Source organism: Pedobacter miscanthi (assembly GCF_032678605.1).
GTDB lineage: Bacteria > Bacteroidota > Bacteroidia > Sphingobacteriales > Sphingobacteriaceae > Pedobacter > Pedobacter miscanthi_A.
Genome location: NZ_JAVTSU010000013.1, coordinates 26,483 through 45,500, shown reverse-complemented (window position 1 = coordinate 45,500; position 19,018 = coordinate 26,483). Strand labels below are relative to the sequence as shown.

Genomic DNA, 19,018 nt, shown 5'->3' with positions numbered 1-19,018 from the left:
CGGTCAATTTGGTCGCCTGTTTTGCTTTAACAAACATTTTTTATGCCTGATATTGCCAAAAGATTTCCTGAAAACCCAATTTTACATCCAAAAGATCTGGTGCCAAGCAGAGCAGGTTTGGAAATTGTTTGTCTTCTAAATCCGGGTGTTTTTACATTCGGGGCAAAAACATGGTTGTTGATCCGTGTTGCGGAAAGACCAAAGCAGAAAGATGGCCTAATTTCTTTTCCTGTATTGAAAGAAAATGGAATTGAAATTATCGAGATTAAAGAAAATCACCCTGAATTAAATGCCAGCGACCCGAGGATAATTAATTATAAAGGCTATGATTATTTAACCACTTTATCACATTTAAGATTGGTTTGTAGTGACGATGGCATACAATTCTATCAGCCAGAAGCTTACCCATTATTGCAGGGTGAAGGAGAAAATGAAGTTTTTGGGATTGAAGATTGCCGTGTTTCGTTGATTGATGATACCTATTATTTAACCTTTACCGCAGTTTCAGGGCACGGGGTAGGGGTAGGCATGCGGACCACAAAAAACTGGAAGACCTATCAAAATCATGGAATGATTATCCCTCCGCATAATAAAGATTGCGCCATATTTGAAGAACGGATAAATGATAAATTTTATGCTTTGCATCGGCCTAGCAGCGTGGCTTTGGGAGGCAATTATATCTGGCTGGCTGAATCTCCGGATGGAATACATTGGGGTAATCATCAATGTATCATCAAAACCAGGCCAGGTAACTGGGATAGTACCCGTGTTGGTGCCGGTGCTGCGCCGCTTAAAACAGCCCATGGCTGGCTCGAAATATATCATGGTGCAAATGAAAAACATCAATACTGTTTAGGTGCGTTTTTAATGGATTTAGAAGATCCATCTAAAGTATTGGCGCGAACGGAAGAACCCATTATGATACCTAAAGAGAATTACGAACTGCACGGTTTTTTTGGCGAGGTGGTATTTACCAACGGACATGTGCTTAACGGAGATGAACTAACCATTTATTACGGCGCTGCGGATGAATTTGTTTGTGGTGCTAAGTTTTCGGTGAGGGAGATTTTAGCTGAGCTTAGTTATTTTTGACTATAAAGGCACGAAGACACAGAGTTTTTTCTGCACCATGCTAACTAATGGCTACTGAACCAATGGCCAATGAACTATTGAACCAAACAAAAAAAGCGATCCCCATATCTGAGAACCGCTTGTAAAAATTGATTTTAGGCTTTGGGCTTTTACCTTCTGCCCTCTACCTTTCTACCCTCCTAGTATCCAAAAATCTGTTCTAAACTTAATTTAGTTACTGGACCAAATTTCGCTAAATCGGCCATGTTGATTTTTTTCTCTGAAGCAACGATACAATAACTGTAAGGTTTGCCCGAAAGGTTATTTTGGTGGAACGATTTTACATCATTAAAAGTTAAAGGTTTTAAGTTGGCATACTCATCAATTCTCGAATCATGATCAAAACCTAATTTTTTATCCGCCAGATAGGTGTAAATAATGCCATCTTTAGTGATGCGGCTGGTTTCTATACCGTTTAATGAGTTGGTTTTTGATAAATCGAATGATTTGTCAGACTCCGGTAGCGTAGTTATTAATTCATTCATACCTGCAACTGCATCGTTCATTTTATCAGCCTGTGTACCTACATAAGCGATAATGGTATTTTCTTTCTCTTTACTGTTAGGAGAAGAATATACTGCAAAGGTAGAATAAGCCAGTGCTTTAGATTCGCGGATGGTTTGGAACACCACAGAGCCCATACCACCACCAAAATAGTTGTTGAATAAAGCAATTTTTGCTGAGTTAGCCGGATCGTATAATCCTCCGTTACGTACCCAACGGATTTCTGCCTGAACCATATCGTAATCGGCAAAATAAACTTTGTTCGAATCTGTTTTGGTGTACACAAATTTCTTAATCGGTGCCGCATCTGTAAATTCTTTTGCAAGAGGATGTGCTTTTACAATATCAGAGGAAAATGCCGCTAAAGTTTTAGGACCGTAATAAGTAATGGTGTGTTTATAGTTGGTAAGGTTGTGCAGGATATAAATCAGATCGGCTGATTTCATATTCTTGATCTCATCGTTGGTTAATCCATAGTTGAAAGGATTGTCTTTTCCATATTGTGCATAACTCATTAAACCACCCAAGATTGACGATTTATTCAATTTTGCGTTATCTCTTGATTTTAACAAACGGCCTTTTAAATCTTCTAAAGCTTTTTCGTTTGGTTTGCAATGTGCCAAAACATCTTCAAGCAGGGCAACGGCTTTATCAAAGTTTTCCTGTAAACCACTGATCGAAACAGTAGTAACATCAGTACCTACATTAACATTATAACTGCAGGCAATGTTATAAAATGCTTTGCTGATATCTTCTGCAGAATATTTATCCGTACTTAAAAAAGCTAAGTATTGGGCAGCATAAGGCAATAATTTGTAGTTGTAAGAACCCATATCGAAACGGTATCCCATGCGGAAAATTCCGTTTTCAGTGTTCTGAACAGCAATTACATCAGCAATGCCTGCTTTACCAAACTGAAGATCTTTGGTGTAATCTAAAAATTTAGGGGCAATTGCTTTTACCGGTGCTGCAATAATTTCTTTTGTAAATGGAGAAACCTCGTTTACATTGGTTTTTACAGCGGTGATGGATGGTTTTTCTACTTTAACAATGCTTTTGTCTTCACCTTTATGTTTTAAGATGGAAACATAATTGTTGATGAAAAATTTGTTGGCAAAATCTACAATTTCTTTTTTGGTTACTTTGCCCATTGCATCGGTTGAGGCCAATGTTTTATCCCACTCCGTACCCCGGTTTTGGATAAAGGCATTCATGGTGAAATCTGCACGAACATCGTTGTTATCAAAGTTCTGTAATTCCGATAATTTAATGTTTGCAACAGTTGCTTTAATCAGGCTCTCATCAAATTCGCCTTTTTTAAGCAATTCTACCTGCTCTAATAATAATTTTTGAGCTTCTTCTAAACTCTGACCTGCTTTTGGTGAACCCGATAAAATGAAGATACCGTAATCTTTCATTGAATTGTAACCAGCACCTGCCCTTAACATTTTTTGCTGTTTATTAATGTTGATATCCATTAAACCAGCTTTGCCATTGGCTAAAATACTGCTGATCAAATCAAGCAATAAACTTTCGTGTGTATTTTGTGCAAAACCCCTGTAAGCAACGTATAAACTTTCGGCACTTGGGCCGTAAATATCAACTTTTTGAACCAGTGTTAATGGCTTTTCAGGTGCAGGATTGTATAATGATAAAGGTTTAGACTTCATATAAGCAAAATCCTTATCGATTTTTTTAATTAAATCATCATAATTAATGTCACCACTCATAATTAAGGCCATATTGTTCGGCACATAATATTTATCGTAATATTTCCTGATTTCTACTAACGATGGATTTTTTAAATGTTCGATGGTACCAATAGTAGTTTGTTGTCCGTAATTATGTGTTGGGAACAATGCGTACAACATTTTCTCGTACATTTTACGTCCGTCGTTATCCATACCGATATTTTTCTCTTCGTAAACCGCTTCTAACTCGGTGTGGAAAATACGGAAAACAGGTGCACGGAAACGTTCGGCCTGTACGGCTAAAAATTTATCAATGGCATTCGATGGAAGGTCCTCTTCGTAAACGGTTTCTTCTACCGAAGTATGGGCATTTGTGCTGTTGCTCCCGATCGATTTCATCATTTTATCGTATTCATTCGCAATAGAATAATTAGAAGCCTCACCCGAAGTTTTATCAATTTCTTTATAAATCTCTTTACGTTTAACCGGATCGGTGGTTTTGTTATAAGTTTCGTAAAGTGCCTCGATTTTATCTAAGTAAGGTTTCTCTTTCGCATAGTTTAAGGTCCCGAATTTATCCGTTCCTTTAAATAAAAGGTGCTCTAAATAATGTGCTAAACCAGTATTGGTACGCGGATCGGTATTACTACCTGCCCTAACGGCCATTTTATAGGTAATATTTGGCTCTTTATTGTTCTGAGATAAAATTACCGTTAAACCATTTTTTAAGGTATAAAAACGGGTTTTAGTCGGATCGTTGGTTACATACTTATAGGCATAGCCACCCGAAGTTCCTGTTTTCCATTGATAGGTTGTTTGTGCTTGCGCTAAAGAACCTGTAATCAGAAAACAAGCCAAAGTAAATAGTTTGAATTTCATTGTTTGATTTTGGTTTATGATTATGAGTGCGTATTTGTTAGTTGGAGTATGATCTCAAATACTGCGTTCATTTTTAATAAGTTATTTATTCAAATATATATGCTTTCCCTTATCGAACGAAAATAATTTTTATTTAGGAACTAAAAAGCCAGGAATAAATGATTTTAGCATATAAATCACGGTTTATTGTGCCCTGAATTTATAAATCTGTATTTTTACCGCCATGACAAAGCAGGGCACAAAACCAAATATTTTAGTTGTAAACGATGATGGGATTACAGCTACGGGTATTAAAAACTTAATGGAAGTAATGCAAGGGCTGGGCAATGTAGTGGTAGTAGCACCAGATAGCCCGCAAAGTGGAATGGGACATGCCATTACCATTGGTAAACCGATCCGTTTTGATAAAGTTGACCTTTATGAGGGCGTAGAAATGTATAAATGCAGCGGAACTCCGGTAGATTGTGTTAAAATTGCTGTAAATAAGATTTTTAAAGGTAAAAAACCCGATTTATGTGTATCTGGCATTAACCACGGACTAAATAACTCGATTAATGTGCTGTACTCAGGCACCATGTCTGCTGCGGTAGAAGGTGCGATAGAAAAAATTCCATCTATTGGTTTTTCTTTAGATGATTTTGCTGCTGATGCTGATTTTAGCCATACCAAAAAATACATTAAAAATATCTGTGAACAGGTATTGGCAAACGGCTTGCCCGAAGGTACTTTGTTAAACGTAAACTTTCCGAAAGATAATATAAAAGGCGTAAAAATCTGCCGTCAGGCGAATGCAAAATGGATGGAAGAGTTTGAAGAAAGAACCGATCCTTACAAACGTCCGTATTATTGGCTAACGGGTGTTTTCGAAAATTTTGATAAAGGAGAGGATACTGATAACTGGGCATTGGAGCACAATTACGTTTCTATCGTTCCTGTTCAGTTCGATTTAACTGCACACCATGCCATACAGGCACTAAACAGTTGGAATTTTATAGGAAATGATGATTCGAAGCCAGGGAATGGCGGTACAAAAGTTGCCGCACCCGATGGTATTAATTTAGGCTAGTGCTGCAATGATCGATCGGTTAAAAAAATTAAATAATTCGGTATGGATAGGTTTGGGCATTGGTTTGTTTATCCCTGCAATCTTTTGTTCCATCGCATGGTATATTATCCATCATGTGGCCTACCTTGCCAAAGCAGATTTGTTATACATTGGCGGTATCGCTATAAACGCCTACACCATGCAAACATTTTTTAAATACAATAAAGAAAATATCGGCAGGGGCATACTGGCGGCAACATTTTTATGCGCTTTTGCATTTTTTGCATATAAAGTTTTTTAAGAGAAAATACAATAGTGATCATAACTTGTTGTGTCGGTTCGTCATTCCCAACTTGATTGGGAATCCTAATGTTTTATGCTTTAAGGTTCCCGCCTGCGCGGGAATGACGAACGCTTTTTATATTACATGCAGTGATGATTTTTCTATAAAATTACAATTATGAAGTACTACCTCGTAGCCGGAGAAGCCTCAGGTGATTTACATGGCGCCAATTTAATGAAAGCCTTAAAAACGGAAGATGGCGAAGCTGTGTTCAGGTATTTTGGTGGAGATAAAATGCAGGTAGAAGGAGGGGAACTGGTAAAACATTATGCCGATATGGCATTTATGGGTTTTACCGAGGTGATATTAAACTTAAGAACTATTTTTAGAAACCTCAAAGCCTGTAAAGAAGACATTCTAAAATGGAAACCCGATGTATTGATCCTGATCGATTTTCCTGGTTTTAACCTAAAAATAGCCGAATTTGCAAAAGCCAATGGTATAAAAGTTTGTTATTATATTTCGCCAAAAGTTTGGGCCTGGAATCAGAAACGGGTGCTCAAAATCAAAAGGATTGTAGATCACATGTTCTGTATTTTACCATTCGAGGTTGATTTTTATAAAGAGTGGGGTATGCAGGTTGATTATGTGGGTAACCCTCTATTGGATGAAATTGCACAATTTACACCTGATTTAAACTTTCGCGAAAATCATCAGCTCGGCGGCGGAAAAATTATTGCGCTATTGCCCGGTAGCCGTAAACAGGAAATAGAACGTTTATTGCCGGTAATGTTGAGCATTACGGAAAGTTACCCCGATTATATTTTTGCCATTGCTGCGGCACCAACTTTTACTGAAGCTTATTACCACCAGTTTACCGGAGATAAAAAGGTCACACTTCTTTTCAACAATACGTATAATTTGCTCCACCATGCACATGCTGCTGTTGTCGCTTCTGGAACGGCTACACTCGAAACTGCGCTGTTTAAAGTTCCGCAAGTAGTAGTTTATAAAGGAGGCGCCATTTCGATTGCCATCGCTAGGATGCTGGTGAAAATTAAGTTCATCTCGTTGGTTAACCTGATCGTAAACAAAAAGATTGTAACCGAACTCATCCAGGAAGATTGCAACACCCAAAAAGTTAGCCAAGAACTTGGGATTATTTTAGCTGGAGAAGGCAGAAATAAAATGTTAAAAAATTACGATGAATTGCTTTTGTTGATGGGTAAACCAGGTGCCTCAGCAAAAACAGCTAAACTGATTGTCGAAAAGTTAGGGTTTTAAACAAAATCCTTCATCCGATAGCTATCGGATGAAGGATTCCAATAGAGCGGTCGTCATTTACCGTGTGGACACATCTTTTTTAAATTTTTGTGGCGTTATGCTAGCTTGCTTTGAAATAACACAGCCCTTACCGAAGAACTCCGTCAATCCCCAGGGCCAGGAAAATCAAAAAGACAGGCGTACAGCAGTACAAATGGCACTATCAAACCTAGAACGCAGTGGTTTTGTGTTTCATGTTTGCAAAAACTTTTCACCCAGCCCTAACAAACAAAACAATTGCCACTGTTTTTTTGATGTGTATGGGGATGGTGTAAAAGGCCCCTTGCTGGATTGACAAAGCATTTTTGCATACTTTTGATGCCTCAAAAGTTTGATGCCTTGCGGCATAGGAGCAAATAAAACTAATCTAATATTTGTGTCCACACGATAGGCGCTGGCGGGAACCACGAAGTGCTCAGCGAAGCTAATCTTAATACACCATCAAAATCCTACCAAGGCATTACAATTATTCATAAGTTTCCCTTTTTTAAAAGTATCTATCACCATTCCGATGTATTTGGGAATTCTAACCTCTATCATAACAGCGTTATATAAATCGTTCACTATTGCCTGGCACAGCCTTTCCCGTTTTTATGGGAAAGCAATCTTAAAGCGCATGCTAAATATGGAATTTAATTAATGTTTTTACCCACCCATAGTCGTAGGATTGCTTCGTGCCTAGCAATGAAGAACATTCTGGACCTGTCATCTCAAATCCTTTGTTTTTTTTCTAAAACTAATTTTCCGTAATCTAATTTCAATTTATTAGTAAATTTTTGTTTTATCTATTAACGTAACATTTTTAGGGTGATTTCATTTTTTTTAAAACAAAATGCCCTTTAAGGCGTTACTAAATCGTTTTGCGGAAATCCTAATTAAAACTAATTAATCTCATTGCTCTTATTAATTTGGTGAAATATGGCCGCATTGCGTAACTAATTATAAACTAAACTAGTGAGTGCCAATGAAAAACATTTTACTCAGGATGTCAGGATTCCTATGCCTGTTCCTACTTTCAAGCCCCCAGTTGTTTGCGAAAATTACGAGCGAGAAAATTAATTTCAACCGTTATTATTTCCAGCAGGATACAACTAAAAAGGACACAACCAAAAAAACACCGGTTGCAAAACCCGCTGATACGGTAAAAGTACCGGCAAATCCTCTTGGTGGTGCACCGCCGGCTACCAGTCCGGCCCCGGCGCCAACCACAACAACGCCTGCAACACCAGCTGCTGGCGCTCCTGCAGCAACATCAGCCGCACAAAAAACAATTACCGGTACTGTTGTAGATGAGCAGAAACTCGGTTTACCTGGTGTTGGAATTAAAATCCAGGGCAAAACGGGCGGTACCGTAACACAGGAAAATGGTAAATTCAGCATTAATGTAACTGCGCCAACTGATGTGTTGGTTTTCAGTTATATCGGCTACCAAAGTAAATCTGTTCCGGCAGGTAACGGAGCTACACCATTAAATATCAGTTTGGTGCCATCACAGTCGCAAAAATTAGATGAAGTGGTAGTGGTTGGTTATGGTACATTGAAAACCAAAGAAGTTACTTCTTCGGTTGCTCACGTAGATACTTCACAATTCAGGCAGAGTGGTGCCCGAAGTGCCATTGATTTGATTCAGGGTAAAGTAGCAGGGTTAAACATCACCAGGGGAAGCTCAAACCCTAACTCTGGTCCGAGTGTACAGCTAAGGGGCGTTGTTTCTGTAACCGGAAGTGCTAGTCCGCTTTTTGTTATCGACGGTATCCCTGGCGGTAACCCCGATCTTTTGCAGCAAGATGATATCTTATCTGTTGATGTACTAAAAGATGGTTCTGGTGCAGCAATTTACGGTACCAGTGCGAACGCAGGGGTAATTTTAATCACCACAAAAAAAGGAAAACCAGGCGCGCCAACTTTTAATTATTCTGGTTATGTAAGGAAAGAGTTTATCCAAAACCGCTTAGATTTTTTAACCGCTGATGAGTTTAGGCAAAAAATTGCATCCAAAGAAATTAATGCCATTGATTATGGCGGTAGTGAAGATTTGTACGATCGTTTAGTCAATCATGATAACCTTTCACAAAACCATAACCTTTCATTATCTGGCGGATCTGATAAAACAAGTTACCGTGCAAGTATAAACTACAGGGATTTACAAGGCATTGCTTTAGAAAACGGTCGTAAAGAATATACTTTAAGGTTAAATGTAAATCAAAAAGGATTAAATGATAAATTGAATGTCCAGATGAACCTGGCTACTAATTTTAATAATGCCAACCTGCTTGCAAATGGTACTAAACTCGATTTTTTTGATAATGAATTAACAGGCAGTGGTTGGGAAGAAGAAGCAACCAAAAACCCAACCAAGTTGATATATAATCCAGATGGATCATATTATTTTGATAACCAAAGTACAAATCAGTTTGCAAGGTTATTTCAGGAAACAAGTTATCGTAAACAACAAACCAGTTCGGCGGATATTAAAGCAGATTTGGATATCATTACGGGGTTAAAAGGAACTGTTTTTGGTTCCGTACAAAGAGATAGCTATATAGATGGGGGTTATGCAAATATAGCCAGTGAAAGATCTGTAGAGAATTCCGATTATCCAAATGGTGGTTATGCTTTTAAAAATAATTTCTTATCTCAGAGTTTTGCTTTTGAGCCAACCTTACAATATACTAAAACCATTGCAGATAAACATTCATTTACCGCTTTGGCTGGTTATAGTTACCGCTATTATATCGAAGAGGGAGCAAAAGCAAGTAATCGCGGATTTTTAAACGATCAGTTCCACGAGGATAATTTAAATGCCGGCCAGGCGCTTGCAGATGGCAAAGCTGCCATGGGAAGTTTTAAAAATGACAATACCTTAATCGCTTTCTTTGGCCGTATCAATTATGCATTTGATGGAAAATACCTTGCACAGTTTATCCTAAGAAGAGAAGGTTCATCCAGATTTGGTGATAACAACAAGTGGGGAAATTTCCCGGCAGTATCCGTAGGCTGGAATGTTAGCCAGGAGAAATTTATGGAAAACATAAAATGGGTTAACAATTTAAAATTAAGAGCAGGTTACGGAGTAACAGGTAATTCAGGCTTTCAAAACAATGCATCGAGGGTTACACTCAGTACAGGTGGAAAATACCTTTACCCTGATGGTGCTTACCGCGAAACCTATGGCCCGAGCAGAAATGCAAATCCGTTTCTTAAATGGGAAAGCAAACGCGAGTTAAATATTGGTGCTGACTTTGCTTTATTCGATAACAAGTTGACGGGTGCTTTGGATGTATTTAAACGTACTACCAAAGATTTATTGGATACTTACACCACACCTCAGCCACCTTATGTTCAATCAAGCATTTTTGCCAATGTTGGGCAAATTTCATCAAAAGGTATTGAACTTGCTTTATCATATCAAGCTATCAAAACCAAAGACTTTACTTTCAGTATGGATTTTACAGGGAGTACAATCAAGAATACTTTAGATTCATATTCTAACGATGTATATGCCGTTAAATATAAAACCTTCGGTACTATTGGTGGGGCTGGAGCTCTTGGTGATGCAATTACAACCTATGAGGGGGAAGATCTTGGTGTGTTTTATGGCAAACGTTTTGCTGGGTTTGATGCAAGTGGAAAGTGGTTGTTCTATAACAGAAACGGTGTTGCCGTACGTAATGATCAGATCAATAATTCAAAAGATAAAGACCTTACAGACCTTGCTCCAATCGGGAATGCAATACCAAAGTATTACGCTTCTTACACCGCTAATTTTACCTATAAAAATTTCGATTTCAGGGTTTTCTTAAGGGGTAAATTCGATTACCAGATTTTAAATACCACAGCACTATCTTACGGTAATCCGTCAATCTCGGGGATCAATTACTTAAAAGAAGCTTTTGGAAAATATAGCCAGATCAAAGATACCTATATGTATTCTGACTATTATTTAGAAAACGGAACCAATGTGAAAATTGATGAGGTAACCATTGGTTACAACTTTAAGCTTAAAACAAAAATGATCCGTAATCTTCGTGTATATGCAACCGGGCAGAATTTGGCTACTATAACAGGTTATTCAGGTAACGACCCTGATTTTGTTCAGGATACAGGTTTAGGCCCTGGTATTGATAACCGTGGTGCTTATCCAAGTACACGATCGTTTTTATTCGGTGTTAATGTGGGCTTTTAATTTATATAACAATGAAAAATAAATCAATCATACAAACAGCATTACTTTTATTGGTTGGCATTGCTAGTGCCTGTACCAATCTTGATGAAAATGCATATAGCGAAATTCCTTCTGATAAGTTTTATAATAATAAAAATGAAGTAATCTCTGCAGTTTTAAGGCCGTATACTCATGCCAATGCATGGGTAACCCCTTCCGGACAGGACGGTTGGTGGCGACCGGCAGAATTATCAGCAGACCAGTTGGCCTGGCCAACTAAAGGGCCACACGGCGAAGATAGTGGTAAATGGAAAAGATTACATTATCATAGTTGGACAGTTGACGAAGATGGTTTAAACAATGCCTGGTCCTTAATCTATGGAGGTATAGGTTATTGTAATGATCCGATTGCAAATATTAGTACACGCGATATTTCAGCCATGGGGATTACTCAAAAAGAAAAAGATGAATTTATTTCCGAATTAAAATTACTTCGCGCTTTTCACTACCTTAAGTTGATGGACTTGTTTGGTGGCGTGCCAATTGTAACCGCACCTGCCGATCCTGCAAATCCGATTTATCCAGGTACATCGAGCAGAAAGGAAGTCTTCGATTTTGTAGAAAAAGAGATCAAGGATAATATCAATAATGTACCTAAACTATCTAGAGCGATGCTGGGTAGAATGAGTCAGGCAAGTGGCTACGCCATGTTGGTTGAACTTTATCTAAATGCAGAAGTGTGGTCGGGAACAGCCCGCTGGGATGATTGTATTGCTGCTGCGGATAAATTAATCAATAATGAAGCCGGCGGTCAAAACGGAGTAATGCAGCTAGATACTACCATCACAGACCAATTTAAAAATACAAATGATCTATCTAAGGAGGTTATATTTTCTATTGCTTACGATTATACAAGAGCGAAATTCGAACCTTCCTGGACTGATGAGTTTTTCCATTTTGCCCAAAAGGATATTTATGGAGGAGGTAGAAACGGAAATGATGGTATTGTACTTATACCTGGTGTGTATGACAAATATGAGGCAGATGATCGTCGTAGAAGTGAGTGGTTATTAATCGGGCCGCAATATAAATTTGCAGATACCAATGCCAAAACCAAAGCAGTTCAAGGTACTGTAGAGTACCAGGGTTTACCGCTAGTTTTTGTTGATAATATTCAAAAAAACAAATCAGGATCTACTGTTAGTAACATGAGTGAGGGTGAAGAAAACAGTGGTGTCCGTTTTAATAAATACAAACTGGGCAATTCGGTTCCGGGTTTTGTGATCAATGGTAAAGACACGACAGCCGTTCAGCCTGATCCAAATTACAACAATACCGATTGGAATGTTTACCGTTTAACCTGGATTTATTTTGCAAAGGCGGAAGCATTAATGCGTAAAAACGGAGGTGCAGCCACAGCAGATGCCGTAGCTTTAATTAACCTAACCAAAAAACGTGCATATGCTCCTGGTATTCGCGATTCGAAAGCCTATACTACAGCAACTCTAAATTTAAATGAGCTATTGGTAGAACGTGGAAGAGAGTTTATCTTCGAAGGCTTTAGAAGGGACGATTTAATCCGTTTTGGTAAATTCACCTCCGAAAGCTGGTGGGACCATACCTCTTCATCAGCAACAAAAGCACTCTTCCCAATTCCACAAAGGCAACGGGATCTTAATCCTAAGTTAACCCAAAATCCAGGATATTAATTTTGATACAAAAGGCGCTTATACGGCGCCTTTTGTTGTTTTAAGTATCATTTTTATGCCTACTTGGTCTTTAGCAGGTGTTTCTAAAACGATTAACATAAAAAATGCTAAATTGCGTTTTTATAACGGGCAAAAAATTAAAAGCTATAATTTTTATTTAGCTTTGAATCGATTAACTTAAAGAATTCCAGCCAAATGAAATCGCTTTCTATCAAAGATATAGCTGTTAAAGCAAACGTATCCATCACCACAGTTTCCTTTATTATTAACGGTAAAGCAAAAGAAAAATCGATTAGTGAAGCGGTTATCGAAAAAGTAGAAAAAATTATTGCAGAGAGTGGATATAAACCCAACCAGATTGCCCGGAGCCTGCGTACCGGAAATTCCAATATCATTGGACTAATCATCGAAGATATTTCCAATTCTTTCTTTTCCAGGATTGCTCGATTAATTGAAGATAAAGCTTATAAAAAAGGCTATAAAATTATCTATTCAAGCACCGAAAACAGTGTTGATAAAGCGAAAGAACTCATTAACATGTTTAAATCGCGTAAAGTTGATGCTTATATCATTTCGCCGATTAAAGGAATAGAAGAAGATATCCAGATGCTGTTAGAAGATGGTAACCCGGTAATCTTTTTCGACAGGAACCTGCCCGATATTAACACCAGTTACGTAGGAGCCGATCATTTTAATGCTTCTTATCAATCCATCCAGAGTTTTATCGATCAGGGTAAAAAAAATATAGCGCTGGTAACTACCGATATTAACGTAGAACAGATTGTAGAGCGCTATGATGGTTATAAAAAAGCATTGGAAGATAATGGAATCAAATATGACGAGAACCTTGTTTTAAAGATTCATTTTAACCAGGAAGAAAGCGAAACGATTGAGCAGATAAAACAGCTTTTAGCAAACAAAAAAATAGATGCGGTTCTTTTTGCAACCAATTACCTTGCCATTAGCGGCCTTAAAGTATTAAAACAGATCAATAAAAAAATAGGGGATGACTTTGCGGTTATCGCTTATGATGACCACGAAGCCTTCGAATTACACACCCCGGGAATTTCGACCGTGCAACAACCTTTAGAAGAAATTGCTGAAAATGTAATCAAACTCATTCTTAAACAGCTTTCTTCTAAAACCAAACCCGAAAATCAACAGGTTATCATTCCGGCCAAACTCATCATCAGGGATTAATATTTTGTAACTCAAATGTTACCAAAAGCGGTTTTAATATGATTTTTAAAATCTCTAATATTGAATTAGTAAAACGTTTTACTTTATTGCGGTTTTAGAGAACGAAAATCCATCTTAAATAGAATTATCACCCTCATCTTTCATTCAGTCAGAATAAATATTTGGTCGGTAAATTAAGTAAAACGATTTATCATGCTGCAACGAACCAAATATTGACTATGAGAAACCTTTCCTTACTGGCAATTGCCTTTTTTTTCACTTTCAGCCTTAAAGCACAGGATAAAGCACCGGCTTATCCACTGATTACGCACGACGCTTATTTTAGCATCTGGTCTTTTGGCGATGGCTTAAATCAATCGGTAACCAAACATTGGACGGGTAAGGAACAATCTTTATTGGGCGTAATAAAAGTCGACGATCAGCTTTATCGTTTTATGGGCGAAGAGAGCAAAACCTTTAAAACCATATTGCCGGCTGCCGACGAAATTAAATATCAGGCCAGTTATACTTTCGATCAGCCAGAAAAGGATTGGGAAACCAATACTTACAATGATGCTGCCTGGAAAAAAGGCGATGCGCCATTTGGCGATGACCTTGCCGATAAAACAAAATGGAATACCGGTAATCTTTATTTCAGAAGAACTTTTGAAGTAGCCAATCTAACCTCTGCAAAAAAATACCTGAAACTCAATCACGATGATAATGTAATGGTTTACCTTAATGGTAAATTAATTTACAGCAAAAATGGCTGGGTATCAGATTATATCTACCTGCCGATTGAAGCTGGTGTTTTACAAAACGGTAAAAACATATTGGCTATCCATTGCAAAAATACTGCTGGCGGCAGGCATTTAGATGCTGGTATTGTAGAAGAAGAAGCGCAAGAAGTAAAAATTGCCCCTGCAACACAAACCAACGTTTCAATAGCAGCCACTACAACAAAATATACTTTTAATTGTGGTAAAGTAGAACTGCAGGTGAGTTTTACTTCTCCTTTATTGCTTAATGATATTAAATTAACGGCCAGACCAATCAGTTATATCAATTATGCTGTAAAATCAACCGATGGCAAAACGCATAAAGTTGATGTTTTCTTTAGTGCATCATCAAATCTAGCCGTAAATACGCCAACCCAGCCAGTTTCGGCATGGAAAAGTGCTAAAAACAATCTTTCTATCCTTAAAACAGGTACAGTTGAACAGCCGGTGTTAAAAAAACGTGGTGATGATGTACGGATTGATTGGGGCTATTTATATGTAGCCGCTCCTGCAAAATTTAAGGCTACACAGTATATTGCTACACAGAACGAAAGTTTAAAAGCTTTTATGGCAGCAAAATATCCTGATCAGGCTCAGGTTTTAAATGCTAAAAACTTAAGTTTAAGCAGTGTGATTTCATTCGGTGCCGTTTCTTCTACCGCAGTAGAAAAGTATGTAATGCTGGGTTACGATGATTTAAAATCGGTAGAATACTTTGGCGAAAAACTATCTCCGGTTTGGAGGCAATCGGGTTCACAACAATTTGAAGATCAACTGGTGGAGGCCAATAGCCAATATCCCTCTTTAATAGTCAAATGTGCTGCTTTTGATGCTAAACTTTATGCTGATGCCGAAAAAGCAGGGGGTACAGCATATGCAGAAATGTGTAAGTTGGCCTACAGACAAGCCATAGCAGCGCATAAAATTGTTTACGCACCTAATGGCGATATTCTTTTCCTTTCTAAAGAAAACTTTAGCAACGGATCCATCAACACCGTTGATGTAACTTATCCATCGGCGCCTCAGTTTTTAGTCTATAATCCTGAATTATTAAAAGGCATGCTGAACGGTATTTTCTATTATTCGGAAAGCGGAAAATGGAAAAAACCTTTTGCTGCGCATGATCTTGGTACTTATCCTTTAGCCAATGGTCAAACTTACGGCGAGGATATGCCAGTAGAAGAAGCCGGGAATATGATTATATTAACTGCGGCCATTACCCGTGCAGAAGGAAATGCAAAATATGCCGAAAAACATTGGGAAATACTTTCAACCTGGGCAAATTACCTGCTTAGAGAAGGTTTCGATCCTGCCAATCAGTTGTGTACCGATGATTTTGCTGGTCACCTGGCCCGTAATGCAAATTTATCGGTAAAAGCGATTGTGGCCCTGGGTGGTTATGCTCAAATGGCGCAGTTGTTAGGTAAAACCGATGTAGCGACCAAATACCACACTGCTGCTTTACAAATGGCGCAAAACTGGATGAAACTTGCCGATGCCGGCGATCACTATGCTTTAACTTTTAATGATAAAAATACCTGGAGCCAGAAATATAACCTGATTTGGGATAAACTTTTAAAACTGGATCTTTTCCCTAAAGAAGTATATAAAAAGGAAATTGATTTCTACTTAACCAAACAAAAAGATTTCGGGGTGCCTTTGGATAGCCGCAGAACCTATTCGAAATCAGACTGGATTATGTGGACGGCAACTTTGGCCGATAACGAAGCCGATTTCCAAAAATTTATTAGTCCTATTTACCGCTATGCTACCGAAACCGAAAGTAAAGTGCCGTTGAGCGATTGGCACGAAACCACCAACGGTAAAATGACAGGTTTCCAGGCCAGAAGTGTTGTTGGCGGTTATTTTATCAAAATGCTTGCCGATAAATGGAATATTAAATAAAAAACATTAATCAGCCTTGCCTGCAACCATTTACCTATGCAGGCAAATGCTGATTTTTAATATACAGTTGATTTATACCGGCTGGAAAGAACCACAAACAAACACACAAATGAAACTTAAATTAATTGCATCCATTTTATGCTGCCTCGCTGCCAAAGGGTTATTGGCACAGCAGAAAAATTGGGTCAGCTATGTAAACACCTTACAGGGCACCAATTCCAAACACGAACTTACCAGGGGCAATACTTACCCTACAACAGCTTTACCTTTTGGTATGCATACCTGGACACCCCAGACCGGCAGAAATGGTGATGGCTGGAAATATCAATATTTTAAAGATAAAATCAGGGGTTTTCAGCAAGCGCATCAATGTAGTTCATGGACAAGGGATTATGCCGTTTTTTCATTAATGCCAATGGTGGATGACCTGATCGTTGACGAAGATAAACGTGAAACCAGGTTCAGCCATAAAGATGAAATTGCCAGGCCAAACTATTATAAAGTAAAGTTCGAAAACGAGATTACCACTGAAATTTCGCCCTCAGAACGAGGTGCACACCTGCGTTTCAGCTATCCAAAAGGTAAAAGGAGCTTTTTGGTTTTAGATGGATACACCCGTTTAAGCGGTGTGCAGATTTATCCCAAAGAGAACAAAATCACTGGTTGGGTAAACAATGGTGAAGGCTTTAAACGTGGCTGGAAAAGCTATTTTGTGATTCAGTTCGATAAAGCCATTAAATCTTATGGTACCTGGGAGAACAAGCGTAATACCGTTAATAAAGATTCACTAACTGCCGAAGGTTTAGGAAAAGGTGCATTTGTCCAGTTCGAATCGGGCACAAAAGTGCAGGTTAAAACCGCTTCCTCTTATATCAGCTTAAAACAGGCAGAACTTAATTTAAAAAGAGAGTTAGGCAACGATAAAACTGTAGAAGATACCAGGGCCAATGCGGCTGCAGTTTGGAACAAATCGCTTGGTAAAATAGAGGTAGAAGGTGGATCAAAAGCCGATATGGAAACTTTTTACTCTTGTTTTTTCAGGGCGAGTTTATTTTCCAGAAAGTTTTACGAAATTAACGAAGCTGGAAAACCTTATTATTTTAGTCCTTATGATGGTAAAGTACACGATGGATACATGTTTACCGATACCGGTTTCTGGGATACTTTCCGTGCGCAGTTTCCTCTAAATACCCTGGTACAACCCGAAATGCACGGCCGTTACATGCAGGCTATGCTCGATGCTTATGAACAATGTGGTTGGTTACCTTCCTGGTCATTCCCAAGTGAAGCTGGAAGCATGATTGGTAACCATGCCATTTCTTTACTGGCCGATGCCTGGGCAAAAGGAATCAAAACCTTCGATCCGAAAAAAGCATTAGATGCATATTATCACGAAGCCATGAATAAAGGGCCATGGGGGCCTGCAAACGGGCGGGATGGGGTAACCGAATACAACCAGTTGGGCTACGTGCCTTATCCAAAATATAGGGAGGCTACCGCGAAAACACTTGAATACGCTTACGATGATTATTGCGCCTACGAACTGGCTAAAATGATAGGCAATAAACATTATATGGAAGTTTTTGAAAAACCCATGTATAATTATAAAAATGTTTACGATCCTTCAACAAGGTTTATGAGGGGCAAAAATGCAGAGGGCAAATGGTCGCCAAATTTTGATCCTACCGAGTGGGGCGGACCCTTTACCGAAGGTAATGCCTGGCACTGGCAATGGTCGGTTTTTCAGGATACTAAGGGTTTAATCAATTTAATGGGCGGTTACCATAACTTTACCGCCAAGCTTGATTCTGTTTTTACCGAACCCAATAAAGTTAATGTAGGTTCGTATGGTGGCATGATCCACGAAATGACAGAAATGGTAATGGCCAATATGGGGCAATATGCACATGGCAACCAACCAATACAGCACATGGTTTACTTGTATAATTATGCCAACCAACCATGGAAATCGCAGTTTCATGCCCGCGAGGTAATGCGCAAATTATATGATGCCACCGAAAACGGTTATCCGGGAGATGAAGATCAGGGTCAAACCTCCTCATGGTATGTGTTAAGTGCGCTGGGCTTTTATAGCGTTACACCCGGCACAGGAGAGTACGTGCTAGGTAGTCCGGTATTTAAAAAAACAACCATTAATTTAGAAAATGGTAAAAAATTCGTAATCGAGGCACCCGCAAACGACGCGGCGCACGTTTATATTAAATCAGCGAGCCTGAATGGCAAAAATTTCACCAAAAACTTCATTAACCACAGCGATTTATTAAAAGGTGGGGTATTAAAGTTAGAGATGAATGTTAAACCTTCGTTAAATAGGGGGCTTTTGGATGAGGATAAGCCATTTTCGCTCAGTAAATAGATATTGAATCGCTATTTTTAGCGCATTAATGAAAATTAGTAAAAAATA

General features: G+C 38.5%; 10 protein-coding genes. 9 read left to right on the top strand and 1 reads right to left on the bottom strand.

Going from position 1 to position 19,018, the window contains the following annotated elements; translation table 11 throughout:
• The first annotated feature begins 42 nt into the window (after positions 1-42).
• Positions 43-1,092 carry a glycoside hydrolase family 130 protein gene (locus tag R2R28_RS19125; protein ID WP_316827288.1) on the top strand — a complete coding sequence of 350 codons (1,050 nt, stop codon included), beginning with the start codon at positions 43-45 and terminating at the stop codon, positions 1,090-1,092.
• 179 nt (positions 1,093-1,271) lie between these two features.
• Here the strand turns inward: R2R28_RS19125 and R2R28_RS19120 are convergent, their stop codons facing one another.
• Positions 1,272-4,205 (bottom strand): M16 family metallopeptidase, encoded by a 2,934-nt coding sequence (locus tag R2R28_RS19120; RefSeq protein ID WP_316827287.1) that lies wholly within the window; start codon positions 4,203-4,205, stop codon positions 1,272-1,274.
• 223 nt (positions 4,206-4,428) lie between these two features.
• Here R2R28_RS19120 and surE point away from each other — a divergent pair, with 223 nt between their 5' ends.
• From surE to R2R28_RS19080, 8 genes are all read left to right on the top strand, one after another.
• The gene (gene surE / locus R2R28_RS19115; protein WP_316827286.1) at positions 4,429-5,271 is read left to right on the top strand and encodes a 5'/3'-nucleotidase SurE; all 843 of its coding nucleotides are present in this window, start codon (positions 4,429-4,431) and stop codon (positions 5,269-5,271) included.
• 7 nt (positions 5,272-5,278) lie between these two features.
• The gene (locus R2R28_RS19110) at positions 5,279-5,551 is read left to right on the top strand and encodes a stationary phase survival protein SurE (RefSeq protein ID WP_316827285.1); all 273 of its coding nucleotides are present in this window, start codon (positions 5,279-5,281) and stop codon (positions 5,549-5,551) included.
• A 159-nt stretch (positions 5,552-5,710) separates the two neighbouring features.
• Positions 5,711-6,817, top strand: coding sequence for a lipid-A-disaccharide synthase (gene lpxB, locus R2R28_RS19105; RefSeq protein WP_316827284.1), 1,107 nt, complete (start codon positions 5,711-5,713; stop codon positions 6,815-6,817).
• Between the two features lie 1,003 nt (positions 6,818-7,820).
• Positions 7,821-11,042 carry a SusC/RagA family TonB-linked outer membrane protein gene (locus R2R28_RS19100; protein WP_316827283.1) on the top strand — a complete coding sequence of 1,074 codons (3,222 nt, stop codon included), beginning with the start codon at positions 7,821-7,823 and terminating at the stop codon, positions 11,040-11,042.
• Positions 11,043-11,053: 11 nt separating this feature from the next.
• Positions 11,054-12,730, top strand: coding sequence for a RagB/SusD family nutrient uptake outer membrane protein (locus R2R28_RS19095; RefSeq protein WP_316827282.1), 1,677 nt, complete (start codon positions 11,054-11,056; stop codon positions 12,728-12,730).
• A gap of 195 nt (positions 12,731-12,925) precedes the next feature.
• Positions 12,926-13,930, top strand: coding sequence for a LacI family DNA-binding transcriptional regulator (locus R2R28_RS19090; protein ID WP_316827281.1), 1,005 nt, complete (start codon positions 12,926-12,928; stop codon positions 13,928-13,930).
• Positions 13,931-14,148: 218 nt separating this feature from the next.
• Entirely contained in the window at positions 14,149-16,593 is a 2,445-nt protein-coding gene (locus tag R2R28_RS19085; RefSeq protein WP_316827280.1) for a glutaminase family protein, read from the top strand.
• Between the two features lie 109 nt (positions 16,594-16,702).
• Positions 16,703-18,970 carry a GH92 family glycosyl hydrolase gene (locus R2R28_RS19080; RefSeq protein WP_316827279.1) on the top strand — a complete coding sequence of 756 codons (2,268 nt, stop codon included), beginning with the start codon at positions 16,703-16,705 and terminating at the stop codon, positions 18,968-18,970.
• The last annotated feature ends 48 nt before the right edge of the window (positions 18,971-19,018 follow it).

What these genes read in the sequence shown, in the direction of transcription:
- R2R28_RS19110 (WP_316827285.1), top strand. Translation starts at nt 5,279, where the DNA reads ATGATCGATCGGTTAAAAAAATTAAATAATTCGGTATGGATAGGTTTG.
- R2R28_RS19125 (WP_316827288.1), top strand. Translation starts at nt 43, where the DNA reads ATGCCTGATATTGCCAAAAGATTTCCTGAAAACCCAATTTTACATCCA.
- R2R28_RS19090 (WP_316827281.1), top strand. Translation starts at nt 12,926, where the DNA reads ATGAAATCGCTTTCTATCAAAGATATAGCTGTTAAAGCAAACGTATCC.
- lpxB (WP_316827284.1), top strand. Translation starts at nt 5,711, where the DNA reads ATGAAGTACTACCTCGTAGCCGGAGAAGCCTCAGGTGATTTACATGGC.
- R2R28_RS19100 (WP_316827283.1), top strand. Translation starts at nt 7,821, where the DNA reads ATGAAAAACATTTTACTCAGGATGTCAGGATTCCTATGCCTGTTCCTA.
- R2R28_RS19080 (WP_316827279.1), top strand. Translation starts at nt 16,703, where the DNA reads ATGAAACTTAAATTAATTGCATCCATTTTATGCTGCCTCGCTGCCAAA.
- R2R28_RS19120 (WP_316827287.1), bottom strand. Translation starts at nt 4,205, where the DNA reads ATGAAATTCAAACTATTTACTTTGGCTTGTTTTCTGATTACAGGTTCT.
- surE (WP_316827286.1), top strand. Translation starts at nt 4,429, where the DNA reads ATGACAAAGCAGGGCACAAAACCAAATATTTTAGTTGTAAACGATGAT.
- R2R28_RS19085 (WP_316827280.1), top strand. Translation starts at nt 14,149, where the DNA reads ATGAGAAACCTTTCCTTACTGGCAATTGCCTTTTTTTTCACTTTCAGC.
- R2R28_RS19095 (WP_316827282.1), top strand. Translation starts at nt 11,054, where the DNA reads ATGAAAAATAAATCAATCATACAAACAGCATTACTTTTATTGGTTGGC.